Genomic DNA, 21,011 nt, shown 5'->3' on the forward strand with positions numbered 1-21,011 from the left:
TCAGGAAATGGCCGTGCCGCTCCTTCTGACGCTGCGTCCGGGAGTGGCGTCGGTGCGCCGGTGGTCGTCGACCACCGGCACCCCGTCGACCAGGACGTAGGGGATGCCGGACGGGGCGGTCCGCGGCCGCTCGTAGCCGGCCCCCGCGTCCACCGTCTGCGGGTCCAGCAGCACCAGGTCGGCCCGGTACCCCTCGCGGACCAGGCCGCGGTCGGCCAGCCCGAGCCTGCGGGCCGGGCGGCCGGTGAGATGCCGTACGCACTCGGCCAGGCCGAGCACCCCCTCGGAGCGGACGTAGTGGCCCAGGTAGCGCGGGAAGGTGCCCCAGGCCCGGGGGTGCGGGCGGTCGCCGACCAGCAGTCCGTCGCTGCCGCCGGTGTGCGCGGGATGGCGCATGATCGCCCGGACGTTCTCCTCGTGGCCGACGTGCTGCAGCACCGTGGTCCCCAGCCCGTCCTCGCGCAGCAGCCGGACGTAGGCGCTGAACGGGTCGGTCCCGTCCCTGGCCGCCAGTCGGGCGACCGTCAGCCCGACGGCGGAGCGCAGCGCCGGGTTGCGCACCCCGCTGACCTGCACCGTGTCCCAGTCGGCGACCACGCCGTGGCAGCCGTCCGAGCCGTGCTGCTCCAGCGCCGCGCGGATCTCGGTGAGCGCGGCGGGGTCGGCAAGCCTGCGCAGGGTCTCCTCGGGTCCGCCGGCCGTGGCCCAGCCGGGCAGCAGCGCGGCCAGGGTGGTCGAGCCGGGGAGGTAGGGGTAGCTGTCCAGGGTCAGGTCCACGCCCTCGGCGATCGCGGTGTCCAGCAGGTGCAGCAGCTCGCCCGCCCGACCCGCGTTGACCTGGAAGTTCATCGTCGCGTGGGCCAGGTGCAGACCGCAGCCCGACTGCCGGGCGACCTCGGTCATCTCGGCGTACGCGGCCAGGGCGTTGGCGCCGTAGGAGCGGTGGTGCGGGCAGAAGTAGCCGCCGCGGGCGGCCACGGTCCGGCACAGCGAGACCAGTTCGGCGGTGTCCGCGTACATCCCGGGGGAGTAGCTGAGCCCGGCGGACAGACCGACGGCGCCCTCGGCCAGGGCCTGGTCCAGCTGCCGGTTCATCAGCTCCAGCTCGTTCACCGTGGCGGCCCGGTCCTCCCAGCCCAGCACCAGGGCGCGCAGGGTGCCGTGCGGGACCAGGTAGGCGGCGTTGACGGCCAGTCCGCCGCCCTGCGGTCCGGCGTCCAGCCGGTCCAGGTACTCGCCGACACTGCGCCAGGACCAGTCGAGACCCTCGGGGTCGCCGTTCCAGCCCGCGAGCTGGACCCGCAGCCCGGCCAGGGTGGCCGCGTCGACCGGCGCGTAGGAGAGGCCGTCCTGGCCGAGGACCTCCAGGGTGACGCCCTGGGCGGCCTTGGCCAGGTGCGCCGGGTCGGTCAGCAGCGCGAGGTCGGAGTGGGCGTGCATGTCGATGAAGCCCGGAGTGAGCGCCAGGCCGTCGGCGTCGACGGTACGGCCGTCGGGGTCCGTGCCGGGTCGGGGTCCAGGGTCGGTCTCGCGGTGGATCAGGGCGATCCGGCCGTCCCGGACCAGGGTGTCGGCGCGGTAGGGCGTGCCGCCGGAGCCGTCGACGACCAGGGCGCCGCGGACCAGGACCTGTCGAGCCATCAGAAGAAGGTCCGGATCAGGTCGACCACCGTGCCGTCCGCCTCGACCTCGGGGATGAGCTGCCACTTCTCGAAGGCGGTGCAGGGGTGCGACAGGCCCAGCCCGACCCAGTCGCCCACCTCGACGCCGGCCCCCGACCCGACGGCGACGAAGGCGTGCTGGTCGGCGAGCTTGCTGACGGTCAGTCCGGTGGCCGGGCGCTCCGCGCCGGTAGCGGCGGAGCGGACCACGTCCGGCAGTGGCAGGCCGAGGTCGTAGGGGACGTCGCGCTTGCCCGCGTTGAGCAGGGCGAGCCCCGGCTCGGGCCGGGAGACCACCTGGGCCCAGAGCCGCAGCGCGGGCCGCAGCCGCTCCGCCTCGGCCGCGTCGCGCAGCGGCGAGATGGCGGCGTAGTGCAGCTCGTCGTGGGTGACATAGGCGCCGGAGCGCAGCAGCCGCAGCACCGGCCGGGAGAGCCGCAGCGTCTGCTCGGTCAGCGCCTCGGCGACCAGGTCGAAGTGCTCGCTGCCGCCGGCGCTCACAATGATCTCCTCGACGACCGCGAGCTCCCCGGCCCGCTCGAACAGCCCGGCGGCGTCCGCCTGGTGGGCCAGTTCGACCAGGTCCGCCAGCCAGGCCCGGACCTGGGCGCGGTCGTCGACGGTGGCGATGGTCCCCTCGTACCCGGCGACGCCGACCAGCCGCAGCCGCTCGGAGGCCGCGGCGCGCCGGGCCAGCTCGACGGCGGCCGTGACCCCGCGCACGCCGGTGCGTGCGCCGTCCGCGCCGAGCTCGACCACCACGTCCACCGGACGGCCACCGGTCGGAAGCGCCGCCTCCATCAGCTCGATGCCGCGCACCGAGTCGACGTAGCAGACGAAGCGGAACTCCGGATCGGCGTCCAGTTCGGCGGCCAGCCAGGCCAGCGCGGCCGGGTCGACCAGCTCGTTGGCCAGGAACACCCGCCGCACCCCGAAGGCCCGGTACATCCGCAGATGCGAGGGCATCGCCGCGGTGATCCCCCAGGCGCCGAGCTCCAGTTGGCGCTGGTAGAGCTGGGGGGCCAGCGGGGTCTTGCCGTGCGGGGCGAAGGCCAGCCCGTGCGCCGCGGTCCAGCGGGCCATCAGGTCGAGGTTGTGGCGCAGCGCGTCCGCGTCCAGGGTCAGCAGCGGCGTGGTGAAGCCGTCGGTGAAGAGGTTGGGCTTGGCCGCCGTCAGCTCGGCGACGGTCACCTCCTCACGGGTGGGCGGCATGCCCTTGAACCGCCAGTCGACGACGGTGCGGGCCAGCTGTTCCAGTGCGAGGCGGTCCACGGTGCTCCCGGGCTCATGGCGATACGGCGATACGGCGATACGGGTGTGACGAGGTGTTGCGACAGGCGCAATGCTGATTGCATATCCTGCCGCACAGCAGTTCGCTCGTACAGGACGTATACCCGCCATCGAGGAGCCCACCGCCATGAGCAAGAGCGTCGTCCGCACCGACCAGGCCCCGACCCCGATCGCCAGTTTCTCCCAGGGCGTCGCCAAGGGCGGTCTGCTCCAGGTCGCCGGCCAGGTCGGCTTCGACCCGGCCACCGGCGCCCCGGTCGGCCCCGGGCTGACCGAGCAGGTCGAGCAGACCCTGCGCAATGTCCAGTCCGTACTGGAGGCGGGCGGCGCGGGCTGGGGCGACGTGGTGATGATGCGGGTCTACCTCACCGACACCGCGCACTTCGCCGAGCTGAACGCCGCCTACGACGCCTGGTTCGCCAAGGCCCTCCCCGAGGGCGGCTTCCCGGCCCGCACCACGGTCTACGTGGGCCTCCCGGTCGGCCTGCTGGTGGAGATCGACGCCCTGGCGGTCACCGGCTGAGGCTAGCCTGTAGTCCTCCGGGGGAGAGGGGCGGCCGTGCTGGGTCCGTATGTGTTCACCGTGGTCTCCGGCTGCCTGGCCGGTGCCGCGGTGCATCCCCTGGCACGGCGCGAGGCCGCGAGGTGCATGCAGGACTCCCGGGCGGAACCCGTACTGCCCGGACCACCGGCGACGGGGGCACGCGGGGATACGGGGTCAGGCGGGGGAACGGGGTCAGGCGGGGGAACGGGGAGTCGCCGCCCGGAAAGCTGGAGTCTGGGTCTGTGCGTGGCGGCGCTGGGCGCCACCGCGGCGGCCACCGGCTACCACTGGCATGTCCTGGCGCTGCTCTGGGCCGCCGCCTTCGCGGTACCGCTGGCGCTGGTCGACGTCGCCGAGCACCGGCTGCCGCGGCGGCTCACCTACCCCTCGGCGGCCGGGACACTGCTGCTGCTCACGGCGGCCCGGCTCGCCGGGGACCGCACCGGCTCCCCGCTGCACGCCCTCTACGGCGCCGCCGGGCTGGGCGCGGTGTTCTGGCTGATGGCGCTGGCGCTGCCGTTCGGCCTCGGCGACGCGGCCCTGGGGCTGACCGTCGGCGCGGTACTCGGCTGGTACGGCTTCGCGGCCGTCTTCGAGGGCGTGCTGCTGGGCTTCCTGCTGGCAGCCCTCTTCGGCGTGGGGAAGCTCGTCGCGCGCCGTGCGAGGCGTCGCGACGAGCTTCCCTTCGGACCGTTCCTGCTGCTGGGAACGCTACTCGCGGTGGCGCTCACCCACTGAGGGACGGTTCGGCGTCACGGCATCGCGTGGACGAACGCACCCTCGTTGTTGGCGAACTGGTTACCATTGCTGGCATCCCAGTTGGTCGACCAGGTCATCACCCCGCCGATGCCCGGCCAGGTGGTGCTGGGCTTGAAGGTGCCGCAGTTGGTGCCCTTCGCCAGGCAGTTCAGGGCGTTCTCCACCACGCCGGGAGCGACGTAGCCGCTCCCGGCCGCGCTGGACGAGGCGGGGACGCCGATGCCGACCTGGCTGGGGCTGAGTCCGGCCTGGATCGCGGTGCAGGCCATCGAGGTGATGAAGTCCACCGAGCCCTCGGAGTAGACCCCGCCGTCACAGCCGTTCATCGAACCCGAGTTGTAGTACTGGGTGTTGACGATGGTGAGGACGTCCTTCACCGCCAGCGCCGTGGCCAGGTAGTCCGAGCCCGCGCTCAGCATGTCGATGGTCTGCGGAGCCATGGTGAGGACGAAGCCGGAGCCCGCCTTGCTCGCGAGCGAGTGCAGCGCCTGCGCCATGTAGGTCGGGTTGAGGCCGTTCTCCAGGTCGATGTCGACCCCGTCGAAGCCGTAGGTCTGCATCAGCGAGTAGGCGCTGTCGGCGAAGTTGGTGGCGGCAGCGGCGCTGGCGACGCTGATGGTGCCGTTCTGGCCGCCGACCGAGAGCACGACCTTCTTGCCGGCCGCGTGCTTGGCCGCGATGTCGGCCTTGAACTGGGCGTCGGTGTAGCCGCCGAGCTTGCTCTGCAGGGTCGGGTCGAGCGAGAAGGTGATGCCGCCGGTGTTGCTGGGGTCGGCCGTGGCGAAGGAGACCGCGATGATGTCGTACTGCGAGCTGACATCGCTGATCCTCTGGTCGGTGGCCCCGTTGTCGAAGTCCTGCCAGTAGCCGGTGACCAGGTGCTTGCCGGTGCCGGTGCCACCTGTCGCGGTGGCGGTCGGGGTGGGCGTCGGCGAGGCGGTGGTGGCGGTCGGCGTGGGGGAGGCCGTGGTCGCGGTGGGCGTCGGGCTGGCCGACGTCGCCGTCGGGCCGGCCGAGGTGGTCGCCCCGGCGGCGCCGCTCAGCACCACGTCGTCGGCGTAGTAGGCGGCCTGTCCGTACCAGCCGTGCAGGTAGACCGTGACGCTGGTGGTGGACGCGCCGGTCTTGAACGTGGTGCTCAGCTGGTTCCAGGAACCGCTGTTGGACCAGGTGCTGACGTCCGTGGTGCCGTCACCGCTGGTGCCCAGGTAGACGTACGGCCCCTGGACCCAGGAGCTGAGCGAGTACGAGGAGTTGGGCTGGACGCTGATGGTCTGGCTGCACTGCGCGGTGTCGCTGGAGGTGGGGGTCGCCACCAGCGCGTGGGTGCCGGAGTGGACGGTGGACGTGGTGACGGCGCCGCCGCTGCAGGTCCAGTTGGAGAGGGTGCCGGTCTCGAAGCCCGGGTTGGCCACCAGGTTGGTGGTGTCCGCGCTGGCGCCGCCGGTGAAGGCGACCAGGCCGGTCAGACCGAGTCCGACGGCCGTTGCACAGGCGGTGACTGCGCCGATGGCGCGGCGAGGGGAAGCCATGGATCTGTCCTCAAGGTGTGGGGGAGGGAAGACAGGAGGTGCTCCAACTCCCCGGGGAGCGACCCCCGTACCCCCACGGAACCCGTTGATGGCGGGCGCGGGGCGAGCGGACACTGCTCGGCGAGCCGAAGCTTGACCCACAAGTTGGACTAGACCAGTTGGCCTGTCAAGACCCCCAACTGCTGCTTAAGGTTCCGTTGAGACAACTCCGATCAGGAAGCCGGGGCGCAAAAAGGTACAGACCGCATCCGGAGGAGAACCTCCCGAATGCGGTCTGTACCAAGGTGGACCAGCTCTTGGACCGGATCAGCCCTCGCTGGAGGCAGACCAGAGGTTGATGTCCGCCTCGGTCGCGTAGCGGTCGATCTCGGCCAGCTCCTCCCCGGTCAGGGCCGGGCCCTGCACCGCGGCGATGTTGGTCTCCAACTGCTCCACCGAGGAGGCCCCGATCAGCGCCGAGGTCATCCGCGGGTCCCGCAGCAGCCAGGTCAGCGCCAGCTGGGCCAGCGACTGGCCGCGCTCGGCGGCGATGCCGTTGAGCGCGCGCAGCTTGAACAGGGTCTGCTCGTTGAGCGCGCCCGGGTCCAGCGACTTGCCCTGCGCGGCCCGCGAGTCCTCCGGGATGCCGTGCAGGTAGCGGTCGGTGAGCAGGCCCTGGGCCAGCGGCGCGAAGCCGATGCAGCCGGCCCCCTCCTGCTCCAGGGTGTCCAGCAGCGAGCGCCCCTCAGAATTTGCAGTCTCCTCGGTCCAGCGGTTCAGCATGGAGTAGGACGGCTGGTGGATCAGCAGTGGAACGCCCAGGTCGCGCAGGATCGCGGCGGCCTTGCGGGTGTTCTCGGCGTTGTACGAGGAGATGCCGACGTACAGGGCCTTCCCCTGCTGGACGGCGGACGCCAGCGCGCCCATCGTCTCCTCCAGCGGGGTGTCCGGGTCGAACCGGTGCGAGTAGAAGATGTCGACGTAGTCCAGGCCCATCCGCTGCAGGGACTGGTCCAGGCTGGCGGTGAGGTACTTGCGCGAGCCCCACTCGCCGTACGGGCCGGGCCACATGTCGTAGCCGGCCTTGGTGGAGATCACCAGTTCGTCACGGAACGGGCGGAAGTCCGCGGCCAGGTGGCGGCCGAAGTTGGCCTCGGCGGCGCCGTACGGCGGGCCGTAGTTGTTGGCCAGGTCGAAGTGGGTGACGCCGAGGTCGAAGGCGCGGCGCAGGATCGCCCGCTGGGTCTCCAACGGCTTGTCGTCGCCGAAGTTGTGCCACAGGCCGAGCGAGATCTCCGGCAGCTTCAGTCCGCTGCGGCCGGTCCTGCGGTAGTTCATCGAACCCTGGTAGCGGGTGTCGGCCGGCTGGTAAGGAGCTGGGATCATGGGGTGGATGCCTCTCCGGAGGGCGCATTTTGTCAGACGAATGAACAATAGTCTGCCGATCCGACGGGCCATCGGACGCAGGCCGTCGTGGGGGTCCGGGGCGTCGCTCCCCGAGGGGATCGAGTCGTGACCCTCAGAGGCCGGGAGTAGGGTGACCTCCCGGGGGGTGGGCTGGTGCTCCGTGTCCGCCTGCCCGGAAGGTCGCAGCAGAGGGGCGCAACAACCATGGACCTCGGCAGGGTCATCCGCCGCACACCGGTGCTCCGACAGTTGACCTACGGGCTCTACGGACGCCGGGTCGAGGCGCACCTGGACCGGACCGCCGTGCCGCGCCACGTCGGGGTGATGCTCGACGGCAACCGCCGCTGGGCCCGGGCGGCCGGGATGTCGACCGTGGACGGCCACCAGAGCGGCGCCGACAAGATCCCGGACTTCCTCGGCTGGTGCGAGGAGGTCGGCGTCGAGGTGGTCACCCTGTGGATGCTGTCCACGGACAACCTCAGCCGCCCCAAGGAGGAGCTGGTCCCGCTGCTCGGCATCATCGAGCAGGCGGTGCGCGACCTGGCCGCCACCGGCCACTGGCGGGTCCACCCGGTCGGCGCCCTGGACCTGCTGCCGCCCTCCACCGCCGCCGTGCTCAAGGAGGCCGAGCAGGCCACCGCCCACCACAGCGGGATACTCGTGAACGTCGCCGTCGGCTACGGCGGCCGCCACGAGATCGCCGACGCGGTCCGCAAGCTGCTGCAGGAGCAGGCCGCACTGGGCACCTCGGTCGAACAGCTGGCCGAGATGATCGATGTCGAGCACATCGCCCGCCACCTCTACACCAGTGGCCAGCCCGACCCCGACCTGGTCATCCGCACCTCCGGCGAGCAGCGGCTGTCCGGCTTCCTGCTCTGGCAGAGCGCGCACTCCGAGTTCTACTTCTGCGAGGCGTACTGGCCGGCCTTCCGCAAGGTCGACTTCCTCCGCGCGCTGCGCGACTACGCCAATCGGCAGCGCCGTTTCGGCGGCTGACGGGGTGTGCGCAGGGCGGCGCAACTGCTGATGGCGATGGGGCGTCAGTTCGCTCTTTGAATAAACAGAGCCGTCGGCATGGTTCGGGCGACCCGGGGAATAACCGGATCAGACCGTGACCTCGGCCATCGGGGCCCGAGGGTCCGGCGAACCGCGGATGACAGCAGGTCGTCCGCCCGGGAGGCCCTGTGGTCAGCTCCAAGAGCCGCCGGAGCACGCAAGACCGGCGCACGTACGTCCTCGACACCAGCGTTCTGCTGGCCGACCCGAACGCGATGACGCGATTCGAGGAGCACGAGGTCGTGCTCCCCGTGGTCGTGGTCACGGAGTTGGAGGCCAAGCGGCACCACCCGGAACTCGGCTACTTCGCCCGCCAGGCGCTGCGCCTGCTGGACGACTACCGGGTCCGGTACGGACGGCTCGACGCCCCCATTCCGGTGGGCGACGTCGGCGGAACGATCCGGGTCGAGCTGAACCACACCGATCCGTCCGTCCTCCCGGCCGGCTACCGGCTCGGGGACAGCGACAGCCGCATCCTGGCGGTCGCCCGCAACCTCCAGGCCGAGGGGTACGACGTCACCGTCGTCTCCAAGGACCTGCCGATGCGGGTCAAGGCCAGCTCGGTCGGGCTGCTCGCGGAGGAGTACCGCGCCGAACTGGCGATCACCTCCGGCTGGACCGGCATGCACGAGCTCACCGTCGCCGGCGAGCAGGTGGACGCCCTGTTCGAAGCCGGGCACGCGGAGACCGTCGACATCCCCGAGGTGCGCGAGCTGCCGGTGCACACCGGCCTGGTGATCACCTCCGAGCGCGGCAAGGCCCTGGGCCGGGTCACGCCTGACGGGAGGGTGCGCCTGGTGCGCGGCGACCGGGACGTCTTCGGCCTGCGCGGTCGCAGCGCCGAGCAGCGGATCGCCCTGGACCTGCTCCAGGACCCGGACATCGGCATCATCTCGATGGGCGGCCGGGCCGGTACGGGCAAGTCGGCGCTGGCGCTGTGCGCCGGCCTCGACGCCGTGCTGGAACGCCGGCAGCACCGCAAGGTGATGGTCTTCCGGCCGCTGTACGCGGTGGGCGGGCAGGAGCTGGGCTACCTGCCCGGCTCCGAGTCGGAGAAGATGAGCCCCTGGGCCCAAGCGGTCTTCGACACCCTCTCGGCGGTGACCACGCCGGACGTGATCGAGGAGGTCCTCTCCCGCGGGATGCTGGAGGTCCTCCCGCTCACCCACATCCGCGGGCGCTCGCTGCACGACGCCTTCGTGATCGTGGACGAGGCGCAGTCGCTGGAGCGGAACGTGCTGCTCACGGTGCTGTCCCGGATCGGCCAGGGGTCGCGGGTGGTGCTCACCCATGACGTGGCCCAGCGGGACAACCTGCGGGTGGGGCGTTACGACGGCGTGGTCGCGGTGGTGGAGAAGCTGAAGGGGCATCCGCTGTTCGCGCATGTGACCCTGAACCGGTCGGAGCGGTCGCCGATTGCGGCGCTGGTCACGGAGTTGCTGGAGGACATCCACAGCTGAGCGTGCCGGGGCGCGGGGAACCGTGCTGTTGACGGTGCACCGAGGTGCACGGTCGGCGGCGCAGTTTTCCGCGCCCCTTGTCGTGCCTCGGCCGTAGGCAAAGTTGCTCGATCGTAACCATGGCACCAGGTGTCCCACAGGGGAACGGCAGAACTTCCCGCCCCATCGGCCATGTGAGGTTCGACACGTAACCGGGAATTGCGCCGGGCCGTCCGGGTCGGGCAAGGTGTGGGTTCTGTCAGGCCCCGTATGGGACAGGACTGACCACTCGTCAGAGTGAAACGTCCGGTCCCGTACCGCCCGAGTTCCATGGCGCCCCGTTCCCACCGGGGCGCTCCGGGCCCGTGTCTCCCGTGACCGTCGCAGGGGGAGGCCAGCGTCAGGGGTGGGGTTCGTCCGTGCGGTCACCACACGGACGACGCTGGAAGGAAACCGTGTGAACCGGATTTCGGTTCGGGGTGTGGCTGTGGCCTCCGCCACCGCCGTCACTGCCGTCGGAGCCGTGGTCGGCGTCGCCTCTGGCGACACCCAGCCCACCGTGCAGACCGCCGATGTCGCAGGATCCACTCTCTTCGCCGATATCCCGTCGGGCGAGCAGGCCCAGACGGTGAGCGAGAACATCGCCATGCAGGCCGACGCCCAGCAGGCGTCCGCCACCGCCGCCGCGCAGAAGGCCGCCGCCGAGGCCGCCCGGATCAAGGCCGCGCAGGTCGCCAAGGCCAAGTCCGACGCGGACAAGGCCGCAGCCGCCGCGAAGGCCGCCAAGGCGCACGCCGACGAGGTGGCCGCCGCGAGCCGTGCCGCCGCCCGCGCCGCCGTCACCCAGACCTACAGCGCCGGGTCCGCGCAGGCCATAGCGCAGTCGATCGTCCCCGCCTCGCAGTTCTCCTGCTTCAGCAACATCGTCGAGCGCGAGAGCGGCTGGGACTACACCGCCACCAACGCCAGCTCCGGTGCGTACGGCCTGGTCCAGGCCCTGCCGGGGGACAAGATGGCCTCGGCGGGATCGGACTGGCGCACCAACCCGGCGACCCAGATCAAGTGGGGCCTCAGCTACATGGACTCCCGCTACGGCAGCCCCTGCGACGCCTGGGCCTACTGGCAGGTCCACCAGTCGTACTGACGCGCAGGCCGGACGGCGCGCCCGCGGCCCCGCAGACATGTTGAAGCCCCCGATCCCTGTCCGATCGGGGGCTTCGATACATCTCCCACGGAACGGCCGCCGTGTGCGGAGCGGCCTCGATGCTGGTCGTCCCCTGATCCCTGTCCGGCTAAACCCATAAAGCCGAGAATGACCCGATTTTCCGATCGGCTGTCGAAAGATGACCGGCTCGGCTTTCGGGTGGGCCGCCCCGCTCTCGTTCGTGAGCACCGGGTACCGTTCGGTTCCAAGCCCTCGGAACTCTCGGAGCCCTCAGGGGCCGGAACGGGCGGGCGTGAGCAGGCTTCATCGGTGTGAAGGGGCGGGGCGGGCGATGCCAGGCGAGCAGCAGAGGGGACCGGCGGAGTGGGGGGCGTCCCTGCTGTCGCGGATCACCGCGCGGCTGGAGCACCGGCGCCGTGAGGTCGAGGCCGACGTCAGGGTGGTGGAGCACCGCAACGACCCGCCGCCGCCGGTGGCGGTCCTCCCCCCGGTGGAGAACGGGCTGTCGCACTATCCCGCCAGGCCCACCAGCCCGACCGAGGCGGTGCCCTGGTCACTCAGGGTGACCGCAGAGCTGATGTGGCGGCTGCTGATCGTCGGCGCCGGCGTCTATGTGCTGTTCCGCGTGGTCCAGACCCTGCGCATCGTCGCCTTCGCCTTCGTGGCGGCGCTGCTGATCAGCGCGCTGCTGCAGCCCACCGTGGCCTGGCTGCGGCGGCACGGGGTGCCCAGGGGGCTGGCCGCGGCGATGACCTTCATCGGCGGTCTGATCGGCATCGGCCTGGTCGGCTGGTTCGTCGGCTGGCAGGTGACGACCAACCTCAACGAGGTCACCGGCAAGGTCCAGAACGGCATCTCGCAGATCCGGACCTGGCTGACCCACGGCCCGATGCATCTGACCGACAAGCAGATCAACGAGTTCGCCGGGCAGCTGTCCAAGGCGATCGGCACCAACAGCGACCAGATCACCTCCTTCGGCTTCTCCACCGTCGGCGTCGTGATCGAGATCCTGACCGGCGTCTTCCTGGCGGCGTTCTGCACCTTCTTCCTGATCTACGACGGCGAGCGGATCTGGGGCTGGCTGCTCCGGCTGTTCCCGCCCGGCGCCCGCCGCGGGATGGCCGGGGCCGGGCCCCGGGCCTGGTCCACGCTGACCGCGTATGTGCGCGGCACGGTGCTGGTGGCGTTCATCGACTCGGTGTCGATCGGCATAGGCATCTATCTGCTCGGGGTGCCGCTGGCGCTGCCGATCTCGGTGCTGATCTTCCTCGGCGCGTTCGTCCCGCTGGTCGGCGCGCTGGTCACCGGCACCGTGGCGGTGCTGATCGGGCTGGTGACCAACGGGGTGTTCACCGCGGCCATGGTGCTGGCGGTGCTGCTGGCGGTGCAGCAGATCGAGGGGCATCTGCTGCAGCCGCTGATCCTGGGCCGCGCGGTCCGGGTGCACCCCATCGCGGTGGTGCTCTCGGTGACCATCGGCTCGGTGGTCGGCGGCATCGGCGGCGCGGTGGTGGCCGTCCCCCTGGTCGCCGTCACCAACACCACCGTCGGCTACCTCAAGACCCGCCAGCACGTCGACGAGGACGTCCGCGCCGCGCTCCTGGCGGCGGAATTCCAGGGGCGCGGGACCGAGTCCGACCAACTGGGCGCGCGACCAGCCGGAACAGAGGCGGAACAGATCTAGGCTGGCTCCATGAGCAACCTGGAAACCGCGCCGCAGGCGCGACTGTGCGGCGGCCGCGAGGACGTCTCGGCGACCCCCGTGCACGAGCTGCTGACGGCCAAGCAGGTCCCCCTCGGCGGCAGCACGGTGGTGCGCCGCCTGCTGCCGAACCTGGGGCGCCGGATGGTCGGCGCCTGGTGCTTCGTGGACCACTACGGCCCCGACGACATCGCCTCCGAGCCCGGGATGCAGGTCCCCCCGCACCCGCACATCGGCCTGCAGACCGTCAGCTGGCTGCACGACGGAGAGGTGCAGCACCGCGACAGCCTCGGCAGCCTGGCCACGGTGCGGCCGCGTGAGCTGGGCCTGATGACGGCCGGACGGGCCATCGCGCACTCCGAGCAGTCCCCGTCCCAGCACTCCCGGCTGCTGCACGGCGCGCAGCTCTGGGTCGCACTCCCTGACGTGCATCGACACACCGATCCGCACTTCGAGCACCACCCGGTCCTCCCGGAGGTCACCGCACCCGGGGTGCACGCCACCGTGATCATGGGCGAGCTGGACGGCGCCCGCTCCCCGGGCCGGACCTACTCACCCCTGGTCGGCGCCGACCTCACCCTGGCCGCCGGTGTCTCGGCGCGGCTGCCGCTGCAGCCCGACTTCGAGTACGCGGTGCTGGTGATGGCCGGCGACGCCCAGGTGGACGGGGTGCCGGTGGAGCGCGGCTCGATGCTCTACCTGGGCTGCGGACGCCGCGACCTCCCGCTGCGCGCCGCCGCGGACAGCAGCCTGCTGCTGCTCGGCGGCGAGCCGTTCGAGGAGAAGCTGGTCATGTGGTGGAACTTCGTGGCCAGGACGGGGGAGGAGATCGCCGAGGCCCGCGAGGCCTGGACGACCGGCACCCGCTTCGGCGAGGTCCACGGCTACGACGGCGCCCCCGTCCCCGCGCCCGCCCTGCCCGACCTCCCGCTGAAGCCGCGCGGACGCCAACGCTGACCACCACGGGCCCGCGTACCGCTCAGGGCTTCCTGGCGATCAGCAGGTAGGCGTCGTCGACGGCCGGATCCTCGGCGTAGGGGAGTTCGGCGTCCCCGGCGAAGCCGGGCCACCAGGCGGTCGGCGTGGCGACGCCGGGGGCGAGCAGGTCCAGGCCGTCCGCGAAGGCGGCGACCTCCGCGCGGGTGCGGGTCTGGAACCGCACCCCCGCCGCGCGGTAGGTGTCGGCGCCACGGTTGACCTGCTCCGGGTTGCTGTCGGCGGTGGCGTGCGACAGCACCAGGTAGCTGCCGGAGGCCAACGGCTTCAGCAACTCCCGGACCAGGGCGTACGGTTCGTCCTGGTCCGGGACGAAGTGCAGTACCGAGACCAGCTGCAGCGCCACTGGCCGGTCCAGGTCCAGCGCCGGCTGCGGGCCGCTGAGGCAGGTGTGGCCGAGGATCTGCTCCGGCTGCCGCAGGTCCGCCTCGATGTAGTCGACCCGGCCGTCGGCGGTCGTCCCGGTGAGCAGCGCGCGGGCGTGGGCGAGCACGATCGGGTCGTTGTCGGTGTAGACGATCCGGGCGTCCGGACGGATGCCCTGGGCGATCTCGTGCACATTGGGCGCGGTCGGGATGCCGGTGCCGATGTCGAGGAACTGGTCCATTCCCTGCCGGGCCAGGAATTCGACCGCGATGCGCATAAAGGCCCGGTTCATCCGGGTCACCGTGCGCAGCCCGGGATAGGCCGCCAGTGCCTGCTCGGCGACCGCGCGGTCCACCGGGAAGTTGGTCTTCCCGCCGAGCAGGAAGTCGTACATCCGCGCCGACTGCGGGCGGTCGGTGCGCAGGTCCACCGGCTGGATCGGCTCCAGGCGGATGGCCGTGCTCATCCAGCCCGATGCGTTATCGGTCATCGCCGACCACCCTCTGTCCGTGCCTGAACTCCTTCGACCGCAGCGCGGCCAGTCAGATCATAACCAGCCGTCAGTTCCCTTATTGGTCCAGACCCTTATCGGTCCTCGCCCTTGACGGCATGATTGGTCTGTACCACATTGAGTGGCAGGTACCTGCTCAACAGCTCAACGCATGCGCATGCGCTCCCGTCCCCCTCATCCCCCACTTCGGGAGGACGCACCATGCACCAATCCATGCGCCACACCCTGCCCAGAACCCCTGGGCACACAAGCTCCGAGCGGTCCGGTCGCGGTTCGCGGCGGCTCGGCGTGGCCGTCGCCACCGTCGCCGCGGCCCTGGTCGGGCTGTCCGCGTCGCTGCTGGGTACCTCGGCCGGGGCGGCCACGGTCACCCCGGCGAGCAACACCACCGGGGCCGCCGCCACCAGCGGCGGGCTGAAGGTCGCCTACTTCGACCAGTGGTCGATCTACCAGAACGCCTTCTACCCCAAGAACCTGCAGACCGAGGGCATCGCGCCCAAGCTCGACTACCTGATCTACGACTTCGAGAACATCGACCCGACCACGCACCAGTGCTTCGAGGCCAACTCGGCCGCCTCGCAGGACGAGAGCAACCCCAACGCCGGTGACGGCGCGGGCGACTCCTTCGCCGACTACGGCAAGTCCTACGACTCCAGCATCAGCGTCGACGGCACCTCGGACGCCTACAACATGCCGATCGTGGGCAACTTCCACCAGCTCCAGGAGCTGAAGGCGAAGAACCCCAACCTCAAGATCCTGCTGTCGATCGGCGGGTGGACCTACTCCAAGTACTTCTCCGACGCCGCGGCGACCGACGCCTCGCGCAAGGCCCTGGTCTCCTCCTGCATCGACATGTTCATCAAGGGCAACCTGCCCTCGCAGAACGGCTACGGCGGGGCCGGCACCGGCAAGGGCATCTTCGACGGCTTCGACATCGACTGGGAGTACCCGGGCGGCGGCGGCCACACCGGCAACCACTCCAGCACCGCGGACAAGGCGGACTTCACCGCGCTGCTGGCCGAGTTCCGCAGCGAGCTCAACACCCAGGGCTCGGCCGACGGCAAGAGCTACGCCCTCAGCGCCGCGCTGCCGTCCGGTCAGGACAAGATCCAGAACGTCGAGACCGACAAGATCGGCCAGTACCTGACCTTCGGCGACGCCATGACCTACGACATGCACGGCGGCTGGGAGCCCACCGGGCCCACCAACCACCAGGCGCCGCTGTACTCCGGGCCGAACGACCCGATGACCCCGGTCGCACCCGGCACCGCGAAGTACTCGGTGGACGAGGCGGTGAAGGCGTACACCGTCGGCGACTCCCAGTACGGCATCACCGGCGGCTTCCCGGCGGGCAAGCTCACGCTGGGAGTCCCGTTCTACTACCGCGGCTGGACCGGAGTTCCGGCCGGCAGCAACCACGGGCTGTTCCAGACCGCGACCGGCCCGGCGACCGGCGCGGCCGACTCCGGCAACGTCGCGGGCGTACGCATGTACAAGGAGCTGACCGGCGTCGTCGACAACGCCGCCGACACCTTCTGGGATCCGGCGGCCCAGGCCGCGTACTTCTACGACGGCTCCAACTTCTGGAGCGGCGAGGACGCCCGGTCCATCCAGGCCACCACCGACTACCTGCACTGCAACGGCCTGGGCGGCACCATGATGTTCTCGATGTACGACCTGGACCCGGCGGCGACCCTGTTCAACGACACCGTGACCGACACCAACGGCTCGGCGTCCAGTTGCCCGGCCCCGTCGACGGCCCCGCCGACCACCGCCCCGCCCACGACAGCGCCGCCGACCACGGCCCCGCCGACCACCGCCCCGCCCACCACCGCGCCGCCCACCACCACCCCGCCCGGCGGCGGCGCGGTCGTCAACGGCGGCTTCGAGACGGGCTCGCTGTCCCCCTGGACCTGCTCCGCAGCCGGCGGCGCCACCGTCCAGAGCAGCACCGTCCACAGCGGCAGCCATGCGCTGACGGCCACGCCGACGTCCGGTGACACCGCCCAGTGCCAGCAGACGCTGACGCTCAAGGCCAACACGGCCTACACCCTCACCGGATGGATCCAGGGCAACTACGTCTACCTGGGCGTCAGCGGCGGAGCCAGCGCCAGTACCTGGGCCAGCCCGGGCTCCACCTGGCAGAAGCTCACGGTCACCTTCACCACCGGGTCGTCCACCTCGGTGACCCTGTACATCCACGGGTGGTACGGCCAGAGCGCCTACTCGGCCGACGACATCGGCGTCGCCTGAGCCGCGAGGCCCGAGTCGCCCGGCCCTGACCGCCACCCCCACGGGCGGTCAGGGCCGGGTCCCGGCGAGTCACGGCCGGGTCATCCCCAACACGTCCATCGCGGTGTCCAACTGCTGCTCCGTCAGCTCCCCGCGCTCGACGTAGCCGCGCTCCAGCACCACCTGACGGATCGTCTTCCGCTCCGCCAGCGACTGCTTGGCGACCTTCGCCGCCTCCTCGTAACCGATGTACCGGTTCAGCGGGGTGACCACGGAGGGGGAGGACTCGGCCAGCTCCCGCATCCGCTCCACATTGGCGGTGATGCCGTCCACCGTGCGGTCGGCCAGCAGCCGGGCGATGTTGGCCAGCAGCCGGACCGACTCCAGCAGGTTCCTGGCGATCACCGGCAGCATCACATTGAGCTCGAAGTTGCCGGCGGCGCCGGCCGCCGCCACGGTGGCGTCATTGCCGACCACCTGCGCGGCGACCATCACCACGGCCTCCGGGATCACCGGGTTGACCTTGCCCGGCATGATCGACGACCCGGGCTGGAGGTCGGGCAGGTTGATCTCGCCCAGCCCGGTGCGCGGCCCGGACCCCATCCAGCGCAGATCGTTGGCGATCTTGGTGAACCCGACGGCGACGGTGCGCAGCTGACCGCTGAGCTCCACCAGCCCGTCCCGCGCGCCCTGCGCCTCGAAGTGGTTCCGCGCCTCGGTCAGCGGGAGTCCGGTGGCGCGCGCCACCTCGGCGATCACGGCGGCGGAGAACCCCGGCGGGGTGTTGATGCCGGTGCCGACGGCCGTTCCGCCCAGCGGCAGCTCGGCCACCCGGGGCAGCGTCGCCCGCAGCCGCTCGACGCCGTACCTGACCTGGGCGGCGTACCCGCCGAACTCCTGCCCCAGGGTCACCGGGGTGGCATCCATCAGATGCGTCCGCCCGGACTTCACCACCTCGGCGAACTCGGCCGCCTTGCGCTCCAGCGCCTCCGCGAGGTGCTCCAGCGCGGGGACCAGGTCACGGGTGACGGCGGCGGTGGCCGCGATGTGGATCGAGCTGGGGAAGACGTCGTTGGACGACTGGCTGGCGTTGACCTGGTCGTTCGGATGGACCGGCGCGCCCAGCCGTTCGGCGGCCAGGGTGGCGATCACCTCGTTGGCGTTCATGTTGGACGAGGTCCCGGACCCGGTCTGGAACACGTCGATCGGGAACTCCGCGTCCCAGCGCCCCTCGGCCACCTCGTCGGCTGCCTCGGCGACGGCCTTGGCCACGTCCCCGTCCACCACCCCGAGCTCGGCGTTCACCCGCGCCGCAGCTGCCTTGATCCGGGCCAGCGCCTCGATGTGGGCCCGCTCCAGCCGCTGCCCGGAGACCGGAAAGTTCTCCACCGCGCGCTGGGTCTGCGCCCCCCACTTGGCCCCGGCGGGCACCCGCACCTCGCCCATCGAGTCGTGCTCGATCCGGTAGCTCTTCGTCTCGTCCATGCTGGGTTCGTCCTTGCTCATCGCCATGGGTTCCGTCTACCCACAGCGACGGGAGGCGAGCGGCTGTTCCCCCTTACGGACGCCGCTCGCCTCTCCAGCCCGACCGGGCCACCGCACCGGAATGCTGGTGATCAGCGGCTGCGCGGCGGCCCCCGGGCCGGTGAGGAAGTCGTTCCCCTTGGCACCTGCGTCGACGGCCGGTCTCGCATTGCTCGGCCCCAGGGGGCCTCTCAAGCTTCGACCGGCTGCGCCGGACTCCGTCCGTCGGGCTGGTGGCCCTATGCGCCCGCGCGGACCTGGATCGAGGTGAAGGTGGGCGTCGGTTCCGGCGAAGCGAAGAAGTCGTTCCCCTTGTCGTCCACGACGACGAAGGCCGGGAAGTCGACGACCTCGATGCGCCAGACCGCCTCCATGCCGAGCTCGGCGTACTCCAGGACCTCGACCTTCTTGATGCAGTCGAGGGCCAGGCGCGCGGCCGGGCCGCCGATGGAGCCGAGGTAGAAGCCGCCGTGCTTGGCGCAGGCGTCGGTCACCTGCTGGGAGCGGTTGCCCTTGGCGAGCATGACCATGGAGCCGCCCGCCGCCTGGAACTGGTCGACGTAGGAGTCCATGCGGCCGGCCGTGGTGGGGCCGAAGGAGCCCGAGGCGTAGCCCTCGGGGGTCTTGGCCGGGCCTGCGTAGTAGACCGGGTGGTCCTTGAGGTACTGCGGCATGCCCTCGCCGGCGTCCAGGCGCTCCTTGATCTTGGCGTGGGCGATGTCGCGGGCCACGACCAGCGTTCCGGTCAGCGAGAGGCGGGTCTTCACCGGGTGCTTGCTGAGCTCGCTGCGGATCTCGTTCATCGGCTGGTTGAGGTCGATCCGGACCACCGCGTCGTCCAGGTGCTCGTCCGTCGTCTCCGGGAGGTACTTCGCCGGGTCGGTCTCCAACTGCTCCAGGAACACGCCCTCCGGCGTGATCTTGGCCAGCGCCTGGCGGTCGGCCGAGCAGGAGACGGCCATGGCGACCGGAAGGGAGGCCCCGTGCCGGGGCAGTCGGATCACCCGGACGTCGTGGCAGAAGTACTTGCCGCCGAACTGGGCGCCGATCCCGATCTTCTGGGTCAGCTCCTGCACCCGGGCCTCCAGCTCCAGGTCGCGGAAGCCGTGGCCGGTGGGGGAGCCCTCGGTGGGGAGCGTGTCCAGGTAGTGGGCCGAGGCGTACTTCGCCGTCTTCAGGGCGAACTCGGCGCTGGTGCCGCCGACCACGATCGCCAGGTGGTACGGCGGGCAGGCGGCCGTTCCCAGCGAGCGGATCTTCTGCTCCAGGAAGGCCATCATCGACGACTCGTTCAGGATCGCCTTGGTCTCCTGGTAGAGGTACGACTTGTTGGCGCTGCCGCCGCCCTTCGCCATGAAGAGGAACTTGTAGGCGTCGCCGTCGGTCGCGTAGAGCTCGACCTGGGCCGGCAGGTTGCTGCCGGTGTTCTTCTCGTCCCACATGGTCAGCGGGGCCATCTGCGAGTAGCGCAGGTTGAGCTCGGTGTAGGCGTCGTAGATGCCGTGCGAGAGCGCCGCCTCGTCGCCGCCCTCGGTGAGCACGTTCTGGCCGCGCTTGCCCATGACGATCGCGGTGCCGGTGTCCTGGCACATCGGCAGCACCCCGCCGGCCGCGATATTGGCGTTCTTCAGCAGGTCCAGGGCGACGAAGCGGTCGTTGGGGCTGGCCTCGGGGTCGTCCAGGATGCGCCGCAGCTGCGCCAGGTGCGCGGGGCGCAGCAGGTGCGAGATGTCGTGCATCGCCTCGGCCGCCAGCAGCCGCAGCGCCTCGGGCTCGACCCGCAGGAAGCGCCGCCCGTTCGCCTCGAAGGTGGAGACGCCCTCGGTGGTGAGCAGCCGGTACGGGGTGGGGTCCGCGCCGAGCGGCAGCAGGTCGGTGTAGGCGAAGTCCGGCATCGTGGGGTCCTCATTCTTCGGCGATCGGAGCTCGGCGGCGGGCTCCGAGCTCCGGCAGCCGTGGCGGAGCCTTCCCCAGGGTACTGATCGGGGTCGTCGGGGCTGTCATGGAGGGTGGCAGGGTGACTATCCTCACCCTGTGGACAACTCACCCGTGCCCAAGCCCGTCCCGGATCCGTTGAAGAAGCCCTACGCCGACCCGGCCGAAGCCGACCTGCGTGCTTCCGACGCCGACCGCGAACGCGTCGCCGAGGCGCTGCGCGAGGCGTACGCGGAGGGGAGGCTGACCGCGGAGGAGCACGGCGAGCGCGTCGACGCCGTCTATGCGGCGAAGACCCTGGGCGAACTGGTGCCGCTGACCCGGGACCTGCCGTCGCACCACGCCACCCACCAGGGCATGCCCACGGCCGGTGCGGCCGCCGCCGCCCCGCGACCGGCGCCGAGTCCGGGCCGGTCCGCGCTGCCGTCCCGCTCCGAGCCGGAGTCCATGGTGGCGATCTTCGGCGGGGCCGAGCGCAAGGGCCGGTTCCGGGCCGGCCGGATGCTCAAGGCCGTCGCGATCTTCGGCGGGGTGGAGATCGACCTGACCGAGGCGGTGTTCGACGCCCCGGAGCTGGAGATCCACTGCACCGCGGTGTTCGGCGGTGTGGAGATCAAGGTCCCCGAGCATGTGACCCTGCGCGGCGGCGGCGCCGGGATCTTCGGCGGCTTCGACGTGAGGCGGCAGGAGAGTCCCGATCCGCACGGCCCGGTGGTCACCATCAAGGGCGCCGCGGTGTTCGGCGGGGTCGAGGCGAAGCGGCGCAAGCCGAGCAAACTGGCCGCAAGGGCCCGCGACAAGGCACGCAAATTCCTGGACGCCGGCGAAGGCTGACGCAGCGTTCGCCGGATTGTGTGCGCAATGCATGAATCGGTCTGCGACGGGGTAGTTCTGGCCTCACACACCGAGCATT

General features: G+C 71.1%; 16 protein-coding genes. 9 read left to right on the forward strand and 7 right to left on the reverse strand.

What is annotated here, in order from left to right; genetic code table 11:
- Entirely contained in the window at nt 1-1,641 is a 1,641-nt protein-coding gene (locus TR46_RS21140; protein WP_042403595.1) for an N-acyl-D-amino-acid deacylase family protein, read from the reverse strand.
- Nucleotides 1,641-2,933: an alanine racemase gene (locus TR46_RS21145; RefSeq protein WP_439654377.1), complete on the reverse strand. Its 1,293-nt coding sequence runs from the start codon at nt 2,931-2,933 to the stop codon at nt 1,641-1,643. The genes TR46_RS21140 and TR46_RS21145 overlap by 1 nt, the downstream gene beginning before the upstream one ends.
- Nucleotides 2,934-3,078: 145 nt before the next feature.
- Here TR46_RS21145 and TR46_RS21150 point away from each other — a divergent pair, with 145 nt between their 5' ends.
- Nucleotides 3,079-3,474 carry a RidA family protein gene (locus TR46_RS21150; protein WP_042403597.1) on the forward strand — a complete coding sequence of 132 codons (396 nt, stop codon included), beginning with the start codon at nt 3,079-3,081 and terminating at the stop codon, nt 3,472-3,474.
- 267 nt (nt 3,475-3,741) lie between these two features.
- On the forward strand, nt 3,742-4,233 hold the full coding sequence (locus TR46_RS21155; protein WP_052432975.1) for a prepilin peptidase: 492 nt from the start codon (nt 3,742-3,744) through the stop codon (nt 4,231-4,233).
- Nucleotides 4,234-4,247: 14 nt separating this feature from the next.
- Here the strand turns inward: TR46_RS21155 and TR46_RS21160 are convergent, their stop codons facing one another.
- Both TR46_RS21160 and mgrA read right to left on the reverse strand, forming a co-directional pair.
- Nucleotides 4,248-5,786 carry a chitinase gene (locus tag TR46_RS21160; protein ID WP_052432976.1) on the reverse strand — a complete coding sequence of 513 codons (1,539 nt, stop codon included), beginning with the start codon at nt 5,784-5,786 and terminating at the stop codon, nt 4,248-4,250.
- 306 nt (nt 5,787-6,092) lie between these two features.
- On the reverse strand, nt 6,093-7,151 hold the full coding sequence (mgrA, locus tag TR46_RS21165; RefSeq protein ID WP_042403601.1) for an L-glyceraldehyde 3-phosphate reductase: 1,059 nt from the start codon (nt 7,149-7,151) through the stop codon (nt 6,093-6,095).
- Nucleotides 7,152-7,376: 225 nt separating this feature from the next.
- Here mgrA and TR46_RS21170 point away from each other — a divergent pair, with 225 nt between their 5' ends.
- The 5 genes from TR46_RS21170 to TR46_RS21190 all read left to right on the forward strand — a co-directional run bounded on the left by TR46_RS21170 (nt 7,377) and on the right by TR46_RS21190 (nt 13,491).
- A complete protein-coding gene (locus TR46_RS21170) occupies nt 7,377-8,168 on the forward strand; it encodes an isoprenyl transferase (RefSeq protein WP_042403602.1) in 792 nt (263 codons plus the stop codon).
- 188 nt (nt 8,169-8,356) lie between these two features.
- On the forward strand, nt 8,357-9,688 hold the full coding sequence (phoH2, locus tag TR46_RS21175) for an RNA 5'-3' helicase PhoH2 (RefSeq protein WP_042403604.1): 1,332 nt from the start codon (nt 8,357-8,359) through the stop codon (nt 9,686-9,688).
- A gap of 436 nt (nt 9,689-10,124) precedes the next feature.
- Nucleotides 10,125-10,811 carry an aggregation-promoting factor C-terminal-like domain-containing protein gene (locus tag TR46_RS21180; RefSeq protein ID WP_042403606.1) on the forward strand — a complete coding sequence of 229 codons (687 nt, stop codon included), beginning with the start codon at nt 10,125-10,127 and terminating at the stop codon, nt 10,809-10,811.
- Between the two features lie 352 nt (nt 10,812-11,163).
- On the forward strand, nt 11,164-12,516 hold the full coding sequence (locus TR46_RS21185; RefSeq protein WP_042403607.1) for an AI-2E family transporter: 1,353 nt from the start codon (nt 11,164-11,166) through the stop codon (nt 12,514-12,516).
- Nucleotides 12,517-12,525: 9 nt separating this feature from the next.
- On the forward strand, nt 12,526-13,491 hold the full coding sequence (locus TR46_RS21190; protein ID WP_042403608.1) for a pirin family protein: 966 nt from the start codon (nt 12,526-12,528) through the stop codon (nt 13,489-13,491).
- A gap of 22 nt (nt 13,492-13,513) precedes the next feature.
- Here TR46_RS21190 and TR46_RS21195 read toward each other — a convergent pair whose 3' ends face one another.
- Nucleotides 13,514-14,386 carry an SAM-dependent methyltransferase gene (locus tag TR46_RS21195; RefSeq protein ID WP_052432977.1) on the reverse strand — a complete coding sequence of 291 codons (873 nt, stop codon included), beginning with the start codon at nt 14,384-14,386 and terminating at the stop codon, nt 13,514-13,516.
- Between the two features lie 234 nt (nt 14,387-14,620).
- Here TR46_RS21195 and TR46_RS21200 point away from each other — a divergent pair, with 234 nt between their 5' ends.
- Nucleotides 14,621-16,660 (forward strand): glycosyl hydrolase family 18 protein, encoded by a 2,040-nt coding sequence (locus TR46_RS21200; protein WP_152626601.1) that lies wholly within the window; start codon nt 14,621-14,623, stop codon nt 16,658-16,660.
- Nucleotides 16,661-16,729: 69 nt separating this feature from the next.
- Here the strand turns inward: TR46_RS21200 and TR46_RS21205 are convergent, their stop codons facing one another.
- A complete protein-coding gene (locus tag TR46_RS21205; RefSeq protein ID WP_042403683.1) occupies nt 16,730-18,124 on the reverse strand; it encodes a class II fumarate hydratase in 1,395 nt (464 codons plus the stop codon).
- A 278-nt stretch (nt 18,125-18,402) separates the two neighbouring features.
- Nucleotides 18,403-20,058 carry a fumarate hydratase gene (locus TR46_RS21210; RefSeq protein ID WP_042403611.1) on the reverse strand — a complete coding sequence of 552 codons (1,656 nt, stop codon included), beginning with the start codon at nt 20,056-20,058 and terminating at the stop codon, nt 18,403-18,405.
- Between the two features lie 139 nt (nt 20,059-20,197).
- On the opposite strand from TR46_RS21210, the gene TR46_RS21215 reads away from it, so the two are divergent.
- A complete protein-coding gene (locus tag TR46_RS21215) occupies nt 20,198-20,932 on the forward strand; it encodes a DUF1707 SHOCT-like domain-containing protein (protein WP_042403612.1) in 735 nt (244 codons plus the stop codon).
- Nucleotides 20,933-21,011 lie beyond the last annotated feature (79 nt).

Source organism: Streptacidiphilus carbonis, assembly GCF_000787775.1.
GTDB lineage: Bacteria > Actinomycetota > Actinomycetes > Streptomycetales > Streptomycetaceae > Streptacidiphilus > Streptacidiphilus carbonis.